The 20693-nt window shown below is 71.9% G+C and carries 18 protein-coding genes and 3 pseudogenes; 4 read left to right on the forward strand and 17 right to left on the reverse strand.

The genetic code is table 11. The features are described from left to right. Positions 1-25: 25 nt before the first annotated feature. The 11 genes and pseudogenes from ADK86_RS02865 to ADK86_RS02910 all read right to left on the reverse strand — a co-directional run bounded on the left by ADK86_RS02865 (position 26) and on the right by ADK86_RS02910 (position 9252). The gene (locus ADK86_RS02865) at positions 26-853 is read right to left on the reverse strand and encodes a hypothetical protein (RefSeq protein ID WP_053695107.1); all 828 of its coding nucleotides are present in this window, start codon (positions 851-853) and stop codon (positions 26-28) included. After that, entirely contained in the window at positions 850-1932 is a 1083-nt protein-coding gene (locus tag ADK86_RS02870) for a M20 family metallopeptidase (protein WP_053695108.1), read from the reverse strand. The genes ADK86_RS02865 and ADK86_RS02870 overlap by 4 nt, the downstream gene beginning before the upstream one ends. 265 nt (positions 1933-2197) lie before the next feature. Further along, positions 2198-3223, reverse strand: a complete 1026-nt coding sequence (locus ADK86_RS02875) for a dipeptidase (protein WP_053695109.1) — start codon at positions 3221-3223, stop codon at positions 2198-2200. Between the two features lie 70 nt (positions 3224-3293). Continuing rightward, positions 3294-3707 (reverse strand): annotated as a pseudogene (locus ADK86_RS44120) (hypothetical protein); the annotation flags it as partial. Between the two features lie 48 nt (positions 3708-3755). Then, positions 3756-4346: a TetR/AcrR family transcriptional regulator gene (locus ADK86_RS02880; RefSeq protein WP_053695180.1), complete on the reverse strand. Its 591-nt coding sequence runs from the start codon at positions 4344-4346 to the stop codon at positions 3756-3758. A gap of 42 nt (positions 4347-4388) precedes the next feature. Then, positions 4389-5180 carry an MBL fold metallo-hydrolase gene (locus ADK86_RS02885; RefSeq protein ID WP_078951737.1) on the reverse strand — a complete coding sequence of 264 codons (792 nt, stop codon included), beginning with the start codon at positions 5178-5180 and terminating at the stop codon, positions 4389-4391. A 148-nt stretch (positions 5181-5328) separates the two neighbouring features. Next, positions 5329-5805 (reverse strand): SRPBCC family protein, encoded by a 477-nt coding sequence (locus tag ADK86_RS02890; protein ID WP_053695111.1) that lies wholly within the window; start codon positions 5803-5805, stop codon positions 5329-5331. A 176-nt stretch (positions 5806-5981) separates the two neighbouring features. Beyond that, positions 5982-6746, reverse strand: coding sequence for a GNAT family N-acetyltransferase (locus tag ADK86_RS02895; RefSeq protein WP_053695181.1), 765 nt, complete (start codon positions 6744-6746; stop codon positions 5982-5984). 139 nt (positions 6747-6885) lie between these two features. Continuing rightward, a complete protein-coding gene (locus ADK86_RS02900; protein WP_053695182.1) occupies positions 6886-7593 on the reverse strand; it encodes a DinB family protein in 708 nt (235 codons plus the stop codon). 136 nt (positions 7594-7729) lie between these two features. Continuing rightward, positions 7730-8560, reverse strand: coding sequence for an SCO6745 family protein (locus ADK86_RS02905; RefSeq protein ID WP_107088402.1), 831 nt, complete (start codon positions 8558-8560; stop codon positions 7730-7732). Positions 8561-8718: 158 nt separating this feature from the next. Beyond that, on the reverse strand, positions 8719-9252 hold the full coding sequence (locus ADK86_RS02910; protein WP_053695113.1) for a YbhB/YbcL family Raf kinase inhibitor-like protein: 534 nt from the start codon (positions 9250-9252) through the stop codon (positions 8719-8721). Positions 9253-9410: 158 nt separating this feature from the next. On the opposite strand from ADK86_RS02910, the gene ADK86_RS02915 reads away from it, so the two are divergent. Further along, positions 9411-10115, forward strand: coding sequence for a GntR family transcriptional regulator (locus ADK86_RS02915; RefSeq protein ID WP_053695183.1), 705 nt, complete (start codon positions 9411-9413; stop codon positions 10113-10115). A 57-nt stretch (positions 10116-10172) separates the two neighbouring features. On the opposite strand, the gene ADK86_RS02920 is transcribed toward ADK86_RS02915, so the two are convergent. The 5 genes from ADK86_RS02920 to ADK86_RS02940 all read right to left on the reverse strand — a co-directional run bounded on the left by ADK86_RS02920 (position 10173) and on the right by ADK86_RS02940 (position 17838). Continuing rightward, complete coding sequence (locus ADK86_RS02920; protein WP_053695114.1) at positions 10173-11417, reverse strand: cytochrome P450; 1245 nt, start codon at positions 11415-11417, stop codon at positions 10173-10175. Positions 11418-11538: 121 nt separating this feature from the next. Further along, positions 11539-12753 carry a cytochrome P450 family protein gene (locus tag ADK86_RS02925; RefSeq protein WP_078951738.1) on the reverse strand — a complete coding sequence of 405 codons (1215 nt, stop codon included), beginning with the start codon at positions 12751-12753 and terminating at the stop codon, positions 11539-11541. Then, positions 12750-15911, reverse strand: a complete 3162-nt coding sequence (locus ADK86_RS02930) for an amino acid adenylation domain-containing protein (RefSeq protein ID WP_053695115.1) — start codon at positions 15909-15911, stop codon at positions 12750-12752. Before ADK86_RS02930 ends, ADK86_RS02925 begins: the two co-directional genes overlap by 4 nt. 55 nt (positions 15912-15966) lie before the next feature. Beyond that, positions 15967-16455, reverse strand: a complete 489-nt coding sequence (locus tag ADK86_RS02935; RefSeq protein ID WP_053695116.1) for a pyridoxamine 5'-phosphate oxidase family protein — start codon at positions 16453-16455, stop codon at positions 15967-15969. Positions 16456-16881: 426 nt separating this feature from the next. Next, complete coding sequence (locus ADK86_RS02940) at positions 16882-17838, reverse strand: hypothetical protein (protein ID WP_234345668.1); 957 nt, start codon at positions 17836-17838, stop codon at positions 16882-16884. A gap of 238 nt (positions 17839-18076) precedes the next feature. Here ADK86_RS02940 and ADK86_RS02945 point away from each other — a divergent pair. Further along, positions 18077-18816 (forward strand): annotated as a pseudogene (locus tag ADK86_RS02945) (MDR family NADP-dependent oxidoreductase); the annotation flags it as partial. 104 nt (positions 18817-18920) lie between these two features. Here the strand turns inward: ADK86_RS02945 and ADK86_RS45585 are convergent. Next, positions 18921-19091: pseudogene (locus ADK86_RS45585) on the reverse strand (hypothetical protein); the annotation flags it as partial. On the opposite strand from ADK86_RS45585, the gene ADK86_RS42955 reads away from it, so the two are divergent. Together ADK86_RS42955 and ADK86_RS02955 are read left to right on the forward strand one after the other, a co-directional pair. Continuing rightward, positions 19042-19251: a hypothetical protein gene (locus tag ADK86_RS42955; protein ID WP_420718821.1), complete on the forward strand. Its 210-nt coding sequence runs from the start codon at positions 19042-19044 to the stop codon at positions 19249-19251. The pseudogene ADK86_RS45585 and the gene ADK86_RS42955 overlap by 50 nt on opposite strands. Positions 19252-19488: 237 nt before the next feature. Further along, positions 19489-20685 carry an IS110 family transposase gene (locus ADK86_RS02955; protein WP_199834341.1) on the forward strand — a complete coding sequence of 399 codons (1197 nt, stop codon included), beginning with the start codon at positions 19489-19491 and terminating at the stop codon, positions 20683-20685. Positions 20686-20693 lie beyond the last annotated feature (8 nt).

The raw sequence follows: 20693 nt of genomic DNA on the forward strand, positions 1-20693 counted from the left end.
GGCGGTGGGGGGGGGGGGGAGACGTTCAGGGGTGGGCGGGGGTGCGTTGGACCACGTAGCGGCGGCGTTCGTGGAGGCCGACGACGCGGGCGCCTTCGGTGAGCAGGTCGCCCAGGGTTTCCCGTACGGCCAGCCGCCAGGCCCGGGCGGCACCGGGGTCGGTGCGGCGCAGGGCTTCGATGTCGTCGGGCAGGTCGATGAGTACGGTCTCGGCGTCGGTCTTGGCGATCTCCGGGCGGCCTTCGCGGTTGAGGACGCGGTGAGCGGCGCCGGTGGGGAGCTCGGTCACCTCAAGCGCCGAAGGCGCGGGGCCGGGCGGGGAGGGTACTGTCCGCGTGCGGGTGGGGGCTCCTGGCGGGGTGGGCTCGGTGAGGTACCAGGCGGCCAGTACCCGGTCGGACTCGTCGCCGCCGTTGATCGCGTCGTCCATCGCGCCGTAGAAGGAGGTCAGGTACTCCTCCGGGCGCGCGCCGAGTTTGACCAGGTTGAAGTAGGCGTTGCGGCGGATGAGCGGGTCGTAGGTCCAGGTGATGCGCGTCAGGCGGCGGGCCAGTGCCCACTGCCGCTGGTGCAGCTTGAGGGCGAGGCCCACGCCGCGTCCCATGACGGCGCCGGTGATGTGCGAGTGGAGGCTGGTGCCTATGGGTTCGCCGAGGAAGGCGACGGACGCCCCCACCAGCCGGCCGCCCTCGTACGCTCCGGCCACATAGTTGCCCGCGTGGGAGAGGGCCCGCATGATCTCGCCGGAGATCGGCGAGTCACCGGGTTCGCTCCCCCAGATGTCCGCGTAGAGAAGGCTGACGGCCTCGAAGTCCTCCATGAGGTGGAGTTCCCGGACGGTCGCCCCGCTCATCGCAGTGCTCCCACAAGCTGGGCCAGGAGCCGGGCGCGGGCCGGCATCGCGGCGGTGACGACGTGTTCGTGGTCGGCGTGCGCGCCGTCGCCCACCGCGCCGAGGCCGTCGAGCGTGGGGCAGCCGACACCGGCGGTGTAGTTGCCGTCGGAGGCGCCGCCGACGGCCGCCTGCCGCAGCGGGCCGAGGCCGAGCCGTACGGCCTGTTCGGTGGCCAGGGCGAAGAGTTCCGCGGAGGCGCCGGGGCTCAGGGGCGGCCGGTTGGGGCCACCGTCGACCTCCACCCGGGCGCCGGGAACCCACGGTTCGAGAGCCCTGATGAACTGGTCGACCGCTTCCTGCGCCGTGGCGTTCGGCACGCGCACGTCCACGCTCAGCGCGGCCCGCGCGGGCACGGTGTTGTTCGAGGTGCCGGCCTTCATCAGGGTGGGAGTCACGGTCGTCCCTGGTCCGGTGGAGGCGATGACGGTGTCGGCGACGCCTTCCAGGGCGAGGAGCTGATGGGCGAGTTCGGTGGCCGCGTTGACGCCCTTCTCCGGCTCCAGCCCGGAGTGGGCGGCGCGCCCGTGAACGGCGATGTCGTAGAGGGACACGCCTTTACGGCTGGTCTTCAGGGCTCCGCCGGGTGCCGAGGGCTCCAGGACGAGCGTGGCCGAGCACTGGCGCGCGATGTCCTCGATGAGCGCGCGAGAGGTGGCCGAGCCGGTCTCCTCGTCGCCGGTGACGAGCACACAGAGGCCGTCGAGGGAGGGCAGCGAGGCGAGGGCGTGGAACATCTGGACCAGCCCGGCCTTCATGTCGAAGACCCCGGGGCCGCGGGCGATGCCCTGCTCCACCGACCAGGGGTGGGTCTTGAGGGAGCCGATCGGCCAGACGGTGTCGTGATGTCCCAGCAGCAGGATGCGCGGGGTGCCGAAGGTCCACTGCACGTGGGTGACGCCCTCGATGTCCAGCGTCCGGGGCGAGGCGCCGAGCAGCCGGCGGCCCTGCGCGGCGACGACCTGGCCGCTGCGGGCCACGGCCGCGTGGTCGTCCGAGAAGGACTCGCAGGAGACGAGTTCTTCGAGGTCGGCGAGCATGGTGGTCAGGGAGGGGGTGGGCGGGGTCTGATCTGCGGTCGGTGTGGGGGCCGCTTGTGCGGGGTGGTGTGGCACGGGGTGAGGTCTCCGGGGAGGTGAGGGTTCAGTGGGTTGGCGGGCCGAAGGGCCCGTAACGGGGCATTTACGGCAGGCTGGGGTGCCGCGTGGCGTCGAACACGCAGGTCGGAGCCACGTCGGGGGTGAGGAGGTGTGGGGAAGTTGAGCGGGCTTCAGCCCGTGCATGCGCTCAGGCAGACGTCATTGATCAGGAGCCCATATACGTGCTCATGAGCCGCCGCATGTTCCCTCCGAGAACCTTCAGGACGTCCTCCTCGGGCAGGCCCCGGCGGACCATCGCCTCGGTGACCAGCGGCATGCCGGCCGGGCCTTCCAGGCCGGGGAAGTCGAACAGGGGGTCTTCGTCGTCGGCGTTCTCGCAGCAGGGCGGGGTGACGTCCGCCATGACTTCACGGATGAAGTCCGATCCGAGGCCGACATGGTCGATCCCGGCCACGGAGATGACATGTTCGATGTGGTCGACGACCCGGTCGACGCTCACCTTCGCCTCGTCGTCGGTGAGAAAGTCCGGTACGAAGTTCACGCACACCATGCCGCCGGTGCCGGCCACCCCCCGGATCTGGTCGTCGGTGAGGTTGCGGTGGTGATCACGCAGGGCGCGGGCGCAGGAGTGGGTGGCGATCAGCGGGCGGGTGGCGAGTTCCAGTACATGGCAGACGCCGCTCGCCCCCAGGTGGGAGATGTCGAAGAGCATGCCCAGACGTTCCATCTCCCGCAGCGCCCGGACGCCGGGGGTGGTCAGCCGACTGCCGGTCGCGTCCTCCCGGCTGCCGTCCGCGAGCGGCGTACGTCCCCAGTGGGCGATCGAGGCGATCCGCACGCCGAGCCGGAACAGGGTGGAGAAGAGTTCGACGGAGGCGTCGATGCCCGGCGCGCTCTCCAGAGCGAGCACCAGGGCGATCTTGTGCTCGGCGAGGGCCACGTCGATGTCGGCACCGTTGCGGCACAGAGCGACTTGATCAGCGTTGGCCTCGGCGAGGACGTGGGCGCACTCGATCATGCGGAGGGTCTGCCGGAGCGCCCCCTCGGGTCGGTACTGATCGTCGATGAACACCGGCAGGACCTGGATATCGATGCCGCCCTCGCGCAGCTGAGGCAGCCACCGCTCCCGGAAGAAGCTGCCCCACTTCGCCGGGGAGCGGGCGGCAACAGCCATGAGGAGGTCATTGTGGGCATCGGCGACGAGGGCGCGGTGATGCAGGTCCACAGACACGACGGTGCCTTTCGTACGGGAGGGAGAGAGGGAGGAGTCGAGGCCCGGCGGTTCGCCTGGGTATCCGTCCTCACCCACGCCTCCGGGCGACTCGATGAACTGCGTCGCAGCGTATGCAGGACGATCCCCGGGTTCTTTGTCCGAGGGAACGAACTTGGGGGTCACCTCTTGGCCGTACGGACAATGCCAGGGTGTGGAGCCCAGGGGGATTCCGCGCCGTCACCAGCCCGGGCATCACCAACCCGTACGGCGTCCCTCGCCTTGGATACGCAGAACCGCCGCGCTTCGGCCCTCGGCCCACGCCGACCGGATCGACGAAGGTACCGGGGCGGGTCGCGCCGGACTGGTTCAGGATGGCGCCGCCGTACGGCCAGTTGAGGGTGACGGTGCTCGGCCTGTCCGCGGAGCGGCGCAGGCCCCACGCCTCGCCGGACTTGCTGATCAGGCGGACACCGGGAAAGCCGTGCAGGATGCAGGGGCGCCCACTGGTGTTCGGGTACCGGTGGGTGCGGGCGCCTGCTCGGGGCGCAGCCTACTTGTCGCGCGAGCCCTCGGCCGCGGCAAGTACCGCACGGACACCGTCGCGGGCCTGGCGGGTGGCCTCCGCGCCCAGGAGCGAGGAGGTCACCATGGCCCCTTCGATCATGATGTGGATCTGCGCGGCGACGCCACGAGGGTCGGCGTGGTCCGCGGCGAGCTCGGTCAAGTAGTCACGGAGCAGGGACTTGTGTTCCTGTACCGCCTCGGCCACGAGCGGGTGGCGCTCGTGGCTGTGCCCGCCGAGTTCGGCCCAGGCGTTGACGAAGGCGCAGCCCCGGAACTCCGGCGTGTCGACGGATTCCTGCATGTGGTCGAACGCCGCGAGCAGTCGGGCCCGCGAACCGGCCGGGGGCGGAGCGGACCGCTCGACGGACTCGGCGAGCTGGGCGCGCAGTCGCTGCCCGTGGGCCCGCAGGTAGGCGGCCACGAGGTGGTGCTTGGAAGGGTAGAGCTTGTACAGGCGCGCCAGTGACACCTCGGCGCGGTCGCGGATCTGGTTCATCCGCACCGCGTGGATGCCGTACTGGTAGAAGAGTTCTTCCGCGGCCTCAAGTACGCTCGATCGCCCCTCGTCGCCGTCCACCGCCGTCAACCCCGAGCCTCCCCTTCGCCTAGAACCGTGGTTCTAGTGTACGTGCGCGGCGTCCGGGGTGAACCACTGGCCGCACGGCGCGACGAGAGGGGTGATCCCGAGTTCCCTGGAGCGCTTCTCGAAGCGCTCGACCGCGTGCGGGGTCTCCAGGTAGATGGGCGGTTTGTGCAGCGTGCCGTAATGAATGGGGACTGCGACACGGGCGCCCAGTATGTGGGCCGCGACCGCGGCCTCTTCCGGCAGCATGACGGCAGGGAAGGGGCTCGGCGGCTGCAGGTGGGGCAGCTCGACCATCGCGCCGTTGATGGGTACGAAGGCGATGTCCACCGGGCCGAACCGGCGCGCGATCGACCACCAGTGGCCGTGGAACATGGTGTCGCCGCCGTGGAAGACGCGCACGCCGTCGCACTCGACGACCCAGCCGAGCTGCGGGTCCCCCAGCCCGTCGATCCCCGGCCCCGCCCCGATACGGAACGGGCCGACGCGGCGTTCCTCCCACGGCCGCACCACCTCGGTCGCGACGTCGTGTTCGCGGAACAAACCTTCCGCCTCACAGGTCCATTTGAGGTCGTCGTCCGGTCCGGTGACCGGTTCGGGCCGGTACACCGGCGCGCCGGGGGCGAGCGCCCTGCGGATCGCCACCGGGTCGGCGTGGTCGGAGTGCAGGTGCGTCACCAACGCCGCGGCCGTCTCCCCGGGGCGGGAGGCCGCGGGGAACCTCTCGTCCGAGAACAGCGGCGCGGCGTCCTCGATGAGATCGATGACCAGCGTCCGGCCGGCATGTTCGAGCTCCACGCCGGCCCACCCCAAACGTCGCAATCGCACGGCGTCTCCTTTGCTTGACGGGTCGGCGGACGGGCGGCCCGCCCCGGCGCACGAGGCAGGCACGCCCTCTAGAACGACCGTTCTTAGAACGACCATTCCCACCGTAGCAGAATGGTCGTTCTAGCTTGGGAGAGCGGGCCGTTCGCCCTCATCTGCCGGAGACGAGCCCGGCCAGGTGGTGCAGCGAGTTGGTGAGGTGGTCCGGCTCGAACGGCGGGAACCGCAGATACTCCCGGATGGACTGCGGCACCGCCGACCAGTCGTAGGTGAGCGTGACCTCGGTCTCGGACGGACCGAGCGGCGCGAGGTCGTACCGCCAGAACCAGCCGCCGAACTCCAGGCGGCCGTCGTCCTTTTCCTGCCCCGTCAGCCAGCCGATGGCGCGCGGCGGGTCGAGTACCTGCACCTTGTTGGCCACCTGGTAGTCACCGTTCGGATGGTCGGCGTGGTACATGGCCATCCGGAAGATCTGCCCCGCCCCGGTCAGCGGCGCCCGGTCGACAGCTTCCTGGACCCAGCCCGTGCCGTCGATCGCCGCATGCGTCACCGGATCCGCCAGCACCGCGAACACTTTCGCCGCGGGCGCGGCGACGGTCAGGGTGGCGCTCACGTTCTCCTGGTCCATGGGTGCACGCTCCTTGTGGTTTTGCTCGGGCCTTCCGTAGATGTGATTACTGCACCATCGCGCGGTGCTCGCGGCCGAGATGCTCGGCGGCCAATACGCCCCGCGGCACGGCAGAGGTCGGTAGGCAGCCAGCGCCATCAGGAAAGCGAGCCGAGGACCAACAGAGCCCAAACAGTTCAAGGGTTGATGGCGTGTTCGACGAACTCCCCGCAGGAGCGGAACCCCAAACGGCGATAAACGGGCTCACCGTCGGCGGACGCCTGCAAGACCGCGATGCCGTTACCTCGGTCGCGGGCGGCGCGTAGTGCCGCGAGCGTGATGGCACCTCCGTATCCACGTCGACGGTGGGCGGCCAGGGTGCAGATGTTGTAGATCCCGGCTACCCCGGCGTGATGGAACACTTCGGCCGAACAGACCGGACGGCCCTCCACGTAGCCGACCAGGTACCGGGCCGGGCAGTGCGCGGCCAGTGCCTGCGGGGCGGCCTGGGTGAAGAAGCGGCGGACGGTGTCGGCGGGCGGGTCCCAGTTCGCGGCGAGGACCGTGGCGTAGTCGGTGAGCTGTTCGGGCGTGGTCACCGTCTGGATGTGCAGTCCTTGGGCGGCGGGCGGTGGCAGGGTGTCGTCCAGCTCGGCCCACATGGCCGTCTCGCGTTCGGACGCCGGCAGGCCGGCGGCCGTCAGGCGGGCGGTGAGGTCCGGTGGTGTCGAGGCAGGCCCCACCCACCAGGAGAAGCGGCGGCCGGTGCGGGCCGGCGTCCGAGCGGTTTCGGTGATACGGGCCGGTGCGGTGGCGGTGGCGAAGCGGGCCGCGGCGACGATGTTGAACGTGTCGTCGTCCAGGCCGCTGTCGGCGACCAGGAGGTCACCCGTCTCCGTGACGGTCGCGCCGGTCATGCTCCGATGCAGATGACAGGCATGTTCCGCCAGGTTCCGTTCCATCCTGTCCATCAGGTCGGCTTCAGCGGGGAAATGGGTGTTCACAGCGGACCACCCCAGCATGACCAGACGAAGGACGCACGTGATTTTGGGCCGTCCGCCGACGGTGTCGCGCCGGCGACCGGCACATTCGCCACATGCTTCAGATGCGGGCCCTCCACAGGTCGCGCAGCAGGGCGATCTCGGCCATGTGGTGGATGAATTCGAGGCAGGTGCCCGACAGTACGGCGATGAAGGGGTTGTCGGGGTCGGAGCTGTACGGGTACTGCGAGAAGCCGACCGTGTCGAGTTGCTCGTCGGTGACGGCGCCCACGCTGTCGCGCCAGCGGTCGATCAGTTCCCAGAAGCGTTCGACCGCCACGGCGGCGGAGGGACTGAATTCGACGAGCAGTTTCGGCTCGTGACGCCGTTCGCCGAAGGTCCACTCCCATTGGCCGGCCAAGTGGAAGTGGAGGTGCCCCAGGCGCCACGCGATGGTGGTGACGGGTGCCGCGTCGGGTTCCGGCACACCGGTGTGGGCGAGGACCTGCTCGACCCGTTCGACGCTGACACTCCAGTCGTCGGCGATCTTGGTGACGGGCATACCGCCGGCGGCCTGCCGGGCGATCTCGGCGTACTCGCTCGCCAGGATGTCCGGGGCGCCCAGGTCGAGCAGCCATTCGCCCGGCCCGAACGCCCTGGGCGTCGACGCCCGGCCCCGGCGCCGGATCGACCAGCAGCCGGGCACGGGCTCCCACAGGTACTCCTCGTCGCCGAGCCCCGTCAGCCGGACCTGGGCCATCTCCCTGGCCTGGTCGAACTGGTCGAGCAGCACGCCCAGACGGTCGGTCCGTACGCCTTCCGGCTCCATGCCGGCCCCCTTCGCGGTCACGTCCCGCACCACGTTGCGTTGTGGACCGAGGCTAGCGACGCACCTCATAGGGCGCGACGGATTTCCTCGCCCGCCGGCCCGCGCGCAGCGTCCGAAGCGCGCGATCGCGCCGCGGTCAGCGCATGGTCGCGTACGTCCCGGCCGCGGTGAACGCCTCGTCGATCGGCGCGATGAGCGCGGCGAGCCGGCGGGCGCCCACGTCGCCGATCGGCGCCCACAGTGCGGCGCAGCGCTCGTCGGTATCGGCCTCGATCCGCTCGCGCGCCGCGGTGCCGGCCTCGGTCACGGTGCCGTCGGCGTCGAGCCAGCCGCGCGCGACGAGACGTGCCGTCGCCGCAGCCCACTCCGCGTCGGTCCAGCGGCGGGTCGTACGCAGGATGCCGATCGGGACGCCGCCGGTCGCGGCGTGCAGGGCGAGGCTGTCGCACGGCCCGAGTCGGTGATCGGCGAGCACGGTCAGATGCGCGTCACCGCGCCACTCGCGCAGTACGGTGATCTGCTGCCACAGCGCGACGAGCGGGTCGGACGGGAGCGCGACCGACGCGTTGGCGGCGGCCAGCGGCTTGCCCGCGTAGTCGGCGCCGGCGACCACCGGGTCGATCAGTGACCGGGCCTCCGCGATCTGTTCGGCCGTGAGGCTCACGCCGACACGTCGCAGGGCGCGGTCGGCGGCCGCGAAGCGGGCGGTCTGCCACTTCTCGGGGGACGCGGTGTCCCACACGCCCTCCATGGTCCGCACCGCCCGGGGGCTGAAGTTGTAGAAGGCCGCGAGTACGACCTGCCACGGGACCGCGCCCATCGCGGCCGACCGGAACGCGAAGTACGCCGGTCCGCGGTCGGTCGCGCCGAGCTTCGCGGCCTCCTCCGCGGTCTCGGGGACGAGGTAGATGAACAGGTGGGCCGCGTTGACGGCGCGGCTGACCTCCCGTACGGCGTCCAAGTCCATGCGCCCGGCGAACGGGTGGGCTTGATCGGGGAGGGTGGTTGAAGGCATTGCGGTTGTTCTCCTGGAGAGGTGAGGGAATGCCGTCGGGGCTCGGGGGCCCGCCACCGCGGTGCCGGGCCCCGAACAGGACCCTCGGGCAGATGGCCCGAGGGCGCCCGTCAGGCGGATATCTCCGCGGTGGCCGTCAGCACCGCGCGGCCGAGGATGTGGCCGGCCATGGTGAAGCCGAGGACGGCCGGGGTGGCGTCGGCCGGGACGCCGATGGATTCGACGTCGAGGGCGTGCACCACGACGAAGTAGCGGTGCGGGCCGTGTCCGGCGGGCGGGGCGGCGCCGATGTAGCGGGCGGCGCGGGCGTCGTTGGGCAGTTGGAAAGCGCCCTCGGGCAGGCCCGAGCCGGTGTCGTCGCCCGCGCCCTCGGGGAGTTCGGTGACGGTGGCGGGGATGTCGGCGACCGCCCAGTGCCAGAAGCCGGAGCCGGTGGGGGCGTCCGGGTCGTACACCGTCACGGCGTAGCTCTTGGTGCCTTCCGGGGCGCCGCTCCAGGAGAGCTGCGGTGAGCGGTCCTTGCCACCGGGGACGCCGGCGGAGAACTGCTCGGCGGGCCAGGCGGCGCCGTCGGTGACGGTGGTGCTGGTGACGGTGAAGGCGGCTGTCTCGGGGAGGCGGGCGAACGGGTCGTTGGCGCTCATCGCGTCGTTCCTTTCAACGGGTGGCCGTGGCCGGGGCCAGGGCCGTGGCCGGTCATGGTGACGGCGGCCAGGGGCGTGGCGGATGCTCCGCCACGCCTCGACGCGTCGACAATAACAGCAATAATCGATTATCCGATTGACCGTCTATGCTGATGGCCATGACACAGACCGCCGCCGCCTCCACCACCCCGTCGGGCAAACAGATGCTTTCCGAGCAGGTCTATGCGCGCCTGCGGGACGCGATCATGCGGGGCGACTACGCGCCCGGCGAGGCCCTCAAGCCGCAGGAACTGGCCAGGGAAGAAGGGGTGAGCCTGGCCGTCGTACGCGAGGCACTGGTGCGGGTGGTCGGGGACGGCCTCGCCGACCGGCTGCACAACCGCGGCTTCGCCGTCCCCGCCTTCTCCGACCGCCGCTGGCAGGAGATCGCCGAAGCGCGGCGCACGATCGAGCCGGTCGTCCTGCGTATGTCCGTCGAGCGCGGCGACCTCGACTGGGAGGCCCGCGTACGGGCCGCCCACCACCGCCTGGCCCGCACCCCGGCGTATGTGGCGGAGGAGGGCCGCCACTACAGCAGCGCCTGGTCCGAGGCCCACCGGGCCTTCCACCGCACGCTGCTGGAGGGGTGCGGCAACCCCGTTCTGCTGGAGACCTTCGACCGTATGTGGACCGCGAGCGAACTGGCCCGCCGCTGGTCGGCGCACCGCAACCCCGACCGGGACGGCGCCGAAGAGCACCGCCGGCTGGAGGAGGCGGCGCTGGCCCGCGACGCCGACACCGCGGCCGCGGTCCTGGCCCAGCACCTCAGCCTGACCGCGAGCGCGTTGACCGACTCCGGATCCTGCGAATCGCAAGCGGACTGACCGGCGTCAGCCGCTCCGGACCGCATGATCACGGCAGGTCATACGACGTATCTCCCCTCACCACCCCACCGGAATCTCCGCCGCCATGATCGCCATACGGTTCGGGTGCCAGGGGACCTCTTCCGGCGGTACCGCAAGATGGATGCCGGGCAGGCGGTCGAGGAGCACGCGGAAGGCGACCTCGGACTGGCGGCGGACCAGGTGGGCGCCGGGGCAGTGGTGGCGGCCGTAGCCGAAGCGCAGGTGGGGGTTGGGTGAGCGGGTGGGGTCGAAGGTCTTCGGGTCGGGGAACGCGGTGGAGTCGTAGTTGACCGCGTCCAGGGAGAGCAGGACCATGTCGCCCTTTTTGACCTGGGACGGGCCGATCCGTGCGTCGGCGGTGACGAAGCGGGGGATCGCGTTGCCCAGGACGACGCTGCACCGCAGCAGCTCCTCCACGCACTGCGGCATGGTCTCCGGCTCGGCGCGCACCGCGCTGATGGTCTCGGGGTGCTGGAGCAGGTTGTGGGCCGCCACGCCCAGGAAGCTCGCGAAGTCCTCGTAACCGCTGACGAACAGGACGGACACGATGTTCGACAGCTGCCGCTCCGTCAGCCCTTGGTGCGCGGCGTTGAGGTCGGCGAGGCGGTCCACGAGGCCGCGGGGTTCGCCGGGGCGGCGGGCCGCCATGTGCGCGGCCATGTAGGCGCGGATCTCCTCCCAGTTGCGGGCGAGTTCATCGGGGGTGGGGGTGACCATGGTCAGGTCCAGGTCCGCCCGTACGGCGAGCCAGGCGCGGTCCTCGAAGGGCAGGCCGAGGAGGCGGCACATGCACTGGGCGGCGACCCACTCCGCGAAGTGGCGCTGGAGGTCGCCGGGGGCGCCTTCGCGGATCATCGCGTCCAGCCCTTCGCCGGTGACCCGCGCGACCCAGTCGGCGGGCAGGTCGGGCTGGTCGCGGCCGAGCGAGCGGAGCACTTCGGCGCGCAGTCCGGCCTGCTGGAGGTGGTTCATCGCGTCGAGCAGTTCGGGCGCGAGGATCGGGGCGTCCTGGGCGGGGCTGTCCGCCTCGCCCAGCACGGAGCGGGCGAAGGCGCGGTCCCGCAGTACGTGCTGCGCCAGCCCGTAGTCGGTCACCAGCCACGCCTGTTCACCGGAGTTGGTGCTGACCCGGGCCACGGGGCAGCGGCTGCGCAGCTCGTCGAGTTCGGGGGCGAGCCGGTCCCCCCGGGTGCTGAAGGGGTAGTGCGGAAGGGCCTCGTCGTACGAAGTACCGTCGGACGCGGGCGCCTGGGGCTGCGCGGTGTGGTTCTCGGCGGTCACGTGGTGCGGACCTCTTTCCTGGAATCGCTGAAGTCGCCGGACTGGCTGGAATCGTCGGGATCGCCGGGTTCGTCGGCGCGTTGTCCGCGGCCGTCGGTGGAAGGCCGGCTGTACGGAGGGTTCACCAGCGGACGGGGAGCCGGGCCGGTGCGCGCAGCGGGGTGGACTCGTCCCAGGGGATGGTGTCCGCCGCGACGGCCAGTTCGATGCCGGGCAGCCGTTCCAGCAACACCTGGATGGCGATACCGAGCTGCATACGGGTCAGGTGGCCGCCGGTGCAGGCGTGCGGGCCGTGCCCGAACGCGATGTGCGCGTTGGGGGTCCGCGTCAGGTCGAGGCGGTCGGGTTCGGCGAAGGCGTCCGGGTCGCGGTTGGCGGACGCCGGTACGGGCACGACCGCGTCCCCGGCCCGGATGTGCTGCCCGTGGAGGGTGAAGTCCTCGGTGGCGACGAGGATGTTGATGGCGTTCATCAGCGGGACGTACCGCAGCAGTTCCTCCACCGCGGCGCCGGTCCGCTCGGGCGCCTCGCGCAGCGCCTTCAGCTGCTCGGGGTGGGTGAGCAGCGCGAGCAGGGCGTTGCCCGTGTGCTGGATGTTGGTCTTGTAGCCGGCCATCAGCATGGTGACGACGAAGCTGACGACGTCGTCGCGGGTGATCTCGCTGTCCGGCCGGCGGGCCTCCGCGAGCAGCAGCCGGATGTAGTCCTCGTCCTCGCCGTCCGTCTTCTCCTTACGCGAGATGAGGTCGCCCGCATAGTCCTGCAGCGCGTACAGGGCCGCGAGTACCTCCTCCATCGTCAGGCCGGACGCGCCCAGGAGCGCGAGGGTGTGCGGCAGGTAGATCGCGCGGTCCTCGTACGGCAGGCCGACGGTCGCGCACAGCACCCGCAGCGGCAGCGGCTCGGCGTAGGAGGCGACGAGATCCGCCACTCCCCCGTCGGCCCCGGCCACCATCGTGTCGAGGAGTTCCCCCGCCATCGCCCGGACGCGGGGCTCCATGAAGGCGAGCCGCCGCCTGCCGAACAGCGGCAGTACGGTGCGGCGCACGCGCTCGTGGTGGGCGCCGGTCATCTCCAGGAAGGTGGGCAGGCACGGCGGCGGGGCGTCGCTTCCCTCGCGGGGCGGCCAGGCCGACAGCAGCGGCCGTACGAGCCGGGGGTCGGCGAACGCGGCGCGGGCGTCTTCGTAGCGGCTGATCAGCCAGCCCGTCTCGCCGTTGGGCAGCCGCGCCTTGACCACGGGCGCCTCGGTCCGCAGCCGGGCATAGGCGCACGGCGGCCCCGCAGTACCGGGCTCGACCTCCGGGACCGGTATGAGGGCTTCGGGGTGGCTCATGCGGTGTGCTCCGATCCCGGCGTGGCGGTGTGGGACGTGGCGTACGACTTGCCGTGGACCGGTGCGGGCTCCGGGCGGGTGAGGTAGCCGGAGGTGAAGAAGTACTCCAGGTACCGGTCCAGGAGCGTGGCGTCGACCGGCGGGCAGTGCAGTCCGCTGCCGGCCAGCGCCTCTTCGGCGTTGCGCCGCCCCAGGACGGGGAAGGTGCCCGCGAGGTACATCTCCTTGACGGACATGTCGGCGTTGCGGCTGCGGTCCACGCACAGGGACACGAACGGCGCCGTGGCGCTCGTCGGGTTCTTGGCGACGTGCCGCACCAGCTCGCCGACCCACTGGTCGTACGGCAGTACGCGCAGGCTGAAGCCCGCGGCGCGCATCCGGTCGAGGACGTCGGACAGCATGGCCGGGCGGGGGTTGGTCAGGTGGTAGACCCGGCCGTCGGCGAGGCGGCGGGTGGCGATGTGCACCACGGACTCGGCGAGGTGGTCGACGGGCACGAAGTCCATCGGCAGCTCGATGTCGGGGGCCATTCCGGTCTCCGCGATCATCTTGATCAGCGAGCAGATGGCCGTCTCGGTGTTGCACGCGCCGTGCGTACGGTCGCCCGTCACCTCGTACGGCCGGTACACGGCCACCGGCAGCCCCTGCGCCGATGCGTGGCGCAGCACCCCTTCGCCGACCCATTTGCTCTCCGCGTAGCCCATGGTCAGCCCGTCCGCGTGGGCGAGTGGCAGGTCCTCGTCCACCTCGCCCACCCCGGCGGTGCCGAAGCCGGCGACGACGGCGACGGTCGAGACGAAGTGCACCGGCACCCGGCGGGGCGCCGCGATCCGGATGACCTCGCGGGTGCCGTCGACGTTGGCGGGGCGCAGTTCCTCATAGGGGTAGAGGAAGTTGACCCGTGCGCCGTTGTGCAGGACCAGGTCCAGGTCGCGGGCCAGGGCTTCGGCGTGGCCGGCGTCGAGACCGAGCCGCGGCTGGGTCAGGTCGCCGGGGAAGCACTCCACGCGCTGCCAGTCGGCCTCGTCGAGGTGCAGCCCGTAGCGGGCGAGCGCGGTGTGCACCCGCTGCCGGGCGTGGGCCGGGGTCGTCGCCCGTACGGGGCAGTGGACGCGGGCGTCCGTCGCGCGCAGCAGTTGGTGCAGCAGGAAGCCGCCGACGAACCCTGAAGCCCCGGTGAGCAGGACGTGCTTCGGGTCGTGCGGGTGCGGTGCCGGGCCTTGGGCGGGCGGGAGGGCGAAGCCGAGTTCGCATTCCCGGGCGAAGTCGACGGCCGGCTGCCCGTCCGCCTTCCCGCCGGAGCCGCCCCGGGCCTCGTCCACGGCGGCGGCGAAGCTTTCGAGTGTGGGCGCGGCCAGCAGGGCCCTGATGAGCGAGGAGCCGAGGGCGGCGTCGATGCCGAGCACGGCGAGGGTGCGGGTGACGGTCTCCGAGGCGAGCAGGGAGTCGCCGCCGAGGAGGAAGAAGTCGTCCTGGGGCGTGGGCCGGACGCGCAGCACCCGCTGCCACACTTCGGTCAGGACGCCGAGCAGGCCCTCGGCCTTCGGCTCGTCCGTGGGCTGCGCCGCCGCGGGGACCGGGCGCGGCGCGGCGGATTTCAGCCGGGCGCGGTCGACCTTGCCGCCGCTGGTGACCGGGAAGCGGTCCAGGGGCACCAGTTCGGGGACGGCCTGCGCGGGCAGCCACTGGGCGCAGTACGCGCGCAAGGCGGACAGCGGCAGCAGGCCGCCGGGGGCGGTGGCGGTGAGGTACGCGGTCAGGGAGCCGGCTTCGGCTTCGACGACTGCTTCACCGACCTCGGGGTGGGCTCGTAATCGGGCCTCGACCTCGTCGAGTTCGATGCGTACGCCGCGCAGCTTGACCTGGCGGTCGCACCGGCCGCGGTACTCCAGCTGCCCGTCGGCGTGCCGTACGGCCCGGTCGCCGGTGCGGTACAGCAGGCCGTCCGGCTCCACGGCGGGCAGGGATATGAACCGTTCGGCGGTCAGCTTCGGGTCGCCGAGGTAGCCCAGGGCCAGCCCGTCCCCGCCCACGTACAGCTCCCCCTCCTCCCCCGGCCGCGCGAGCGAGCCGTCGGGGCGCACGACGTGGCAGGTGGAGGCGCCGAAGGGGCGGCCGAGGGGGACGTGCGCGGCGTCGTCGGGAAGGGGGGCGAGCACATGGGCGGTGGAGACGACGGCGTTCTCGGTCGGGCCGTAGAAGTTGACCACGGTGGTGCCGGGGCAGGCCGTGAGGACGGCGTTCGCCAGGCGCGGGTCCATCGCCTCGCCGCCCGCGGAGACGAAGCGCAGCCGGGCCAGTGCCTCGGGGCGGGTGCGGGCCACGAGGTGGAAGACGCTCGTCGTCAGGTACGCCATGGTGACGCCGTGCTCATCGATCAGCCGCTCCAGAGCGGCGGGCGAGAGCAGTTCCTCCCGGTCGGCGATGACCAGGCAGGCGCCGGTGAGCAGCGCGCCCCAGATCTCGATCGTCGAGGCGTCGGAGGACAGGCCGTAGGCGTGCAGCACGCCGTCGCCCGGGGCGGGCGGGGCGATCTCGGTGTCGGACAGGACCAGGCGGATCACGCCACGGTGGGAGATCGCGACGGGCTTGGGGCGGCCGGTCGTACCGGAGGTGAACGCCACATAGGCGCAGTCGGTGGCGGAGCCGGGACGGGGCGAGTCGGTGCCGGGCGGAGGGCTGCCGGCGGGCCGGTCGAGGGCGCCGACCTCGACCGACGCGCGCAGGCCGCGCACCCGGCGGGTGCTGCCCGGCAGGGTGACGGCGACCCGCAGTCCCGCGTCCTCGGCCATGGCCCGCAGGCGGGCCGGTGGCAGGTCCTCGTCGAGCGGTACGTACGCACAGCCGGCCTTGAGGATGCCCACCAGCGCGACCAGCGCCTCCAGCGAGCGGCTGCCGCACACGCCGATCAGGTCACCGGGCCGTGCTCCGCAGGCGGCGAGGCGCGCCGCCAGGGCGTCGGCGTGGGCGTCGAGCTGCGCGTACGTCACGGTGCGCTCACCGTGCCGGGCCGCCGGGGCGTGCGGCCGGGCCGCCGCCTGTGCCTCGAACAGCTCCTGGATACGGCTGTTCCGGGGGTAGCCGGACGCGGGCGAGCCGGAGGCCGGCTGAGCCGCGGGCCGGAACAACGGGCGTATCGGAGCGTAGACGTCGGTCATCAAGTCCCTCTCGCTTCAAGGCTTCGTACGGTGCGGCGACGCACGGACGGGCGGCTCAGGCCGTGGCGCCGCTGCCCTCGGCTGCGGCCCCTTCGGCGAAGTCCGCCGCGAAGGCGGCGAAGTCGGCGCTGCGCCAGCGCTCCGGGCGCATACGGAAGACGACGTCGTCCTTGAGCTGGTCCGCGGTCGCCGCCAGGTAGGCGCGCGCTTCCGCGGGGTCCAGGTACCGGTGAGCCAGGGCTTCGCGCACGGCCGGGTCCACCGGGGCCTCCGCGGTGACGGGCCCCTCGACGCTGACGTACCGGTACGGGCGCCCCTCGTCCTGCACGCACAGGCTGAACCGCCCGGCGGTGCGCAGCAGTTGGGCCTTGACGGTCCGGCGACCCGTCTCGACCACGATCTCGCCGCCGGGCTCGTAGCCGTACCAGACCGGTACGACCAGGGGCGCCCGGCCGTCGCTTCTGGAGTCGGCGACGCCCAGGACACCGACGCGCGGTTCGGCGAGGAAACGTTCACGGTCGTGGCGCGCCATGGCGGGCAGCATGAAGGAGCTCCTCCGGGTCGGGAAGTGCGGCTGAAGAGGTCCTGTTGTGGTGGGACCGCCGCGAGAACAATCTTGAGAACGAGGGGATCACTCCCCGGCCGAATGCCCGCCAAACATGCGGTTTCGACAGTTTTGAGCCGCTTCGCGGGGCGTGACGGGAGGGGCGTGCGGGGCGCCCGGCGGCCGGAAATCATGGCTGCGGACGTGCCGCTTCCGCCACTTCCCGTACGGGGGTTACCGGCGGTGCGGCGCTTCCTCGCGCGACGGCGGGAAACCCGTCGGCCGATGGACCCCTCGCGGAACGGTGAAGCCCTCAGGGCTGAAACGCGTGCCCGGCACCGCTCCTTCGAGCGCATCGAGATCGGCTCGAATGGTGCTGTAGGCGGACGTGAGAGGCATCACGCCGGACAGGGCGTCTCGTAGCGCTCAGCCCGCGGAACAGGCAGGACAGGCGGCCCGGTCGGGGTTGCGGCGACGGCGACGGCAGACGCACCAGGGCCAGTCGAGGCACTCGGGGCACTGGGTGTGCGGGGAGGTGACGGGCCGTCCGCAGGTGCCGCCGCGGCCGGTGCACTCCTGGATCGGGGGCCGGTAGCTGACGGCGTCGGCGAGCGAGCGCGCCGCGGCCGGCTTCGGCCCGGCCACATCATCGTCCGCGTCGGACTCGTCGCGCCGGGCGGACAACAGCCACCCTCCCCGGCAGACCGGGCACGGTTCGTCGTCGCGGTCGGGCCGCTCCGGCGGCGCCAGGAGCCAGCCGTCCTCGCACCGGCCGTTGCAGGCGGTGGGGGTCAGCAGCCACACCGCGACGTCGTCGGGCCCGTAGCCGTCGCGGTGCGCGTCTGTGTCGCGCTTGAGGGGACGGCCGGCCCAGCTCTGCCACCAGCGGCGCTCGATGCGGGCGGCGAGCCGGACCGGGCTGTGCCGCTGGAGTTCGTCGTGGATGAGGTCGATGACGGCGGGCGGAACGCCACCCCCGCAGGCGAGCACGAGTTTGTCCGGCAGCGCGGCCAGCACCGCCCGCAGCGGATCCTTCGCACTCGCCGCGGTCTGGCACGCGTCGCACTGGTCCCGGTCCCAGGAGCGGGGAAAGTAGGTGCGCACCCACTTGCGGCGGCGGTCCCTGCGCTTCCCCGGCTCGACATGCGTGATGCCGGAGACGTACTCGGGACGCAGCGGCAACGGCCCTGCACAGGTACGGCAACGGTCCCGGCAGGCGCGGCAGCGCTCGCCGTTGGAGGTGGGCGCCTGGCAGCCCGGACACTCCCTGCGGCACACCGCGCACAGGTGGTCCTCGGGGTGCGGCTGGGAGAGCCACCGGTGTTCGCCCTGGCAGCGCACACAGCGGCGGGTGTCGGTCTCCTCCCGGTGGGTGGACAGCACGGGCCGCCCCGGACACTGATCACAGCGAACGACGGCCCGGTCGGAGGACGGACGCAAGAACGCGCTCAAGCGGCACTCCCGGCATCGGAGTGGGCGAATTGACCAGCGTAGCGGGTGGTGGGGGTGTGCTGGGGACCTGGTGTCCGTACCGGTGCGCGGAATGGCCATGTGATGCCGGGCTGTTCACGTACGTGGACGGGAGCGGAAGGTCCGGCCCACCGCGGTGGCGGGGAGGAGCTGGCGGGAGTACGCCGCGCTGGACGTCGAGGCCGTCCAGCGCCTGGACCTCGACGCGCTGCCCGATCCGGCCGCTGACCTGACGCAGGGCGCCGCGGCGTACATGGGTGTCGTACGCGCCGGTGAAGTGCGTGCGGCGACACCGTGTTCGTGACGAGCGCGGCCGGGGCGGTCGGCTCGCTGGCCGGGCAGATCGCCAGGCTGCGCGGTGCGGCGCGGGTCATCGGCTCCACCAGCTCGCGGCGCAAGGCGGACATCCTGACCAAGGAGCTGGGTTACGACGCCGCCGTCCTGCGCGATGCCGGTTGTGTCGAGGAGCAGCTGCGCGCGGCGGCGCCCGACGGTGCCGACGTGGTCATCGACCGGGTGGGCGGCGACCAGCTGACGGCGGCGGTGGCCGTGGCCCGGAGCGGGGCGCGCGTCGCGCTGATCGGGGCCCTGTCCGGGCAGCTCGGTGACACGCCGACCATCGGCACCGACTCCGTGGCGCTGATCACGCGCGGCATCACCCTGCGCGGCGCGACCCTGTTCGGCCACCTCGACATCGTCCCCGAGTGGACCGGGGTCTTCGGACGGAGGCTGCGCGACGGCACGCTCTCCTTCCCCCGTACCGTGCTGAAGGGCCTCGACCAGGCCCCGCGCGCCCTCCGCGAACTCATAGCCGGCCGGCACACCGGCACCGTCCACGTCGAGCTGCGACCCGCGGCAGCCACTAGTTGGCCCGTCCGGCGAGGCGGATGAAGGATACGAGGACGGCCCGTACGAGGGTGGCGTCGAGGAGGACGGCCCACGGCCAGGCCGGTGCCGATCATCTTGAGGGCGAGGAGGGCGGAGGCGGCCAGGGCGCCCATGACGACGGCGACGATCAGGGCTGCCGCGGTGAAGACGCGGGCGGTGTGCTCGATGCCGGCGGCCGTGGCGGTGCGGGTGTCGCCGGTGCGGCGGTGTTCCTCGACGATGCGGGCCATGACCGGAGGGACGGAACGCGCCGTCCTGACCGCCATGACCGCCACCATGAAGTGCCGCGGCCCGGGCGCCGAAGGGCAGCGGGCCGGCCCGCACGCGGCTCTGGGCCACCGCCGCCTGGCCGTCATCGACCTCCCGGGCGGCAGCCGGCCGATGGGCGTTACGGAGGACGGCCGTACAGGTCGCGGTCGTAGGCGGCCCATCCGGTGATTCCGCACACGGTGTCCTACTTTCTTCTTGGGCTTGATCGGTCATTCGTAAGATCGATAGGCCCAGGGGTTCCGGGTATGGCTGTCACGGTGTCGCCGCTGGATGGCTCAGGAGACTTGGCCGCCCGGAGCCCTGCGACGACTCGACCGCTAATTGGGAGACGCGACCCGATCGCTGTGTAGGACAACGTCGGCGAGGTCGTCTGCTGGGCTGTGAACTCGCGACGAGCTGGCGGAGGTGGCCGTGCCCGACATCTGGGCCGGAGTGGACATCGGCAAGGAACACCACCACTGCGTGGTGATCGACGCCCAAGGCAAGCGGCTGCTGTCCCGGCGGGTCCTGAACGACGAGAGCGAGCTGCTCCATCTCGTGGCCGGCGTGCTGGAGCTGTCGCGCGACGTGCTGTGGGCGGTGGACATCAACCACGGCGGAGCCGCACTCCTGCTCGGCCTGCTGGTCAGCCACGACCAGCACGTCGCCTACCTCACTGGCCTGGCCGTCCACCGTGCCTCGGCCGGTTACCGAAGCCAGGCCAAGACCGACGCGAAGGACGCGTTCGTCATCGCGGACCAGGCCCGCATGCGCACGGACCTCGGTGTCCTGCGACCCGGCGACGAGATATCGGTTGACCTGCGCACCCTGGTCACCCGCCGCACCGACCTGGTTTGCGACCGGACGCGACAGATCAACCGCCTTCGCGCCCAACTCCTGGAGATCTTTCCCGCGCTGGAACGCGCCCTGGATCTGACCAAGAAGGGGCCGGTCATGCTGCTGACCGGCTACCAGACCCCTGCCTCGATCCGCCGCGCCGGCGCCTCGCGCATCACCACCTGGCTGAAAAACCGCAAGATCTACGGCAGCGCGGCCTTGGCCAAGGCCGTCGTTGAGGCGGCCGAGGCCCAGATCACCGCCCTGCCCGGCGAGCAACTCGCGGCCGTCATGGTGGCCCGCCTGGCGAAGGGGGTGATGGCCCTTGATGAGGAGATCGCCGAGCTCGAAGCCCTGATCGAGGCCCGGTTTCGCGAGCACCCGAGCGCCGAAGTGATCCAGAGCCTGCCGGGCATGGGTGCCCTGCTGGGAGCGGAGTTCCTCGCCGCGACCGGCGGCGACATGGACACCTTCGGCACCGCCGACCGTCTGGCCGGCTACGCCGGCCTCGCCCCTGTCCCTCGCGACTCCGGACGCGTCAGCGGCAATCTCCACCGCCCGCGCCGCTACCACCGCGGCCTGCTCCGGGCCTTTTACCTCTCTGCGTTCGCCAGCCTCCGAAGCTGCCCGGCCTCGAAGAGGTTCTACGAACGCAAGAGGGCCGAAGGCAAGGGACACAAGCAGGCCCTGCTGGCGCTCGCCCGGCGCCGGGCCAACGTCCTGTGGGCCATGATCCGCGACGGAGCGTGCTACCAAGCCACACCACCAGTCACGGCAGCGGCTTGACAACGTCA

Origin of the sequence: Streptomyces sp. NRRL F-5755, from assembly GCF_001279365.1 — a bacterium.
Classification (GTDB): domain Bacteria; phylum Actinomycetota; class Actinomycetes; order Streptomycetales; family Streptomycetaceae; genus Streptomyces; species Streptomyces rimosus.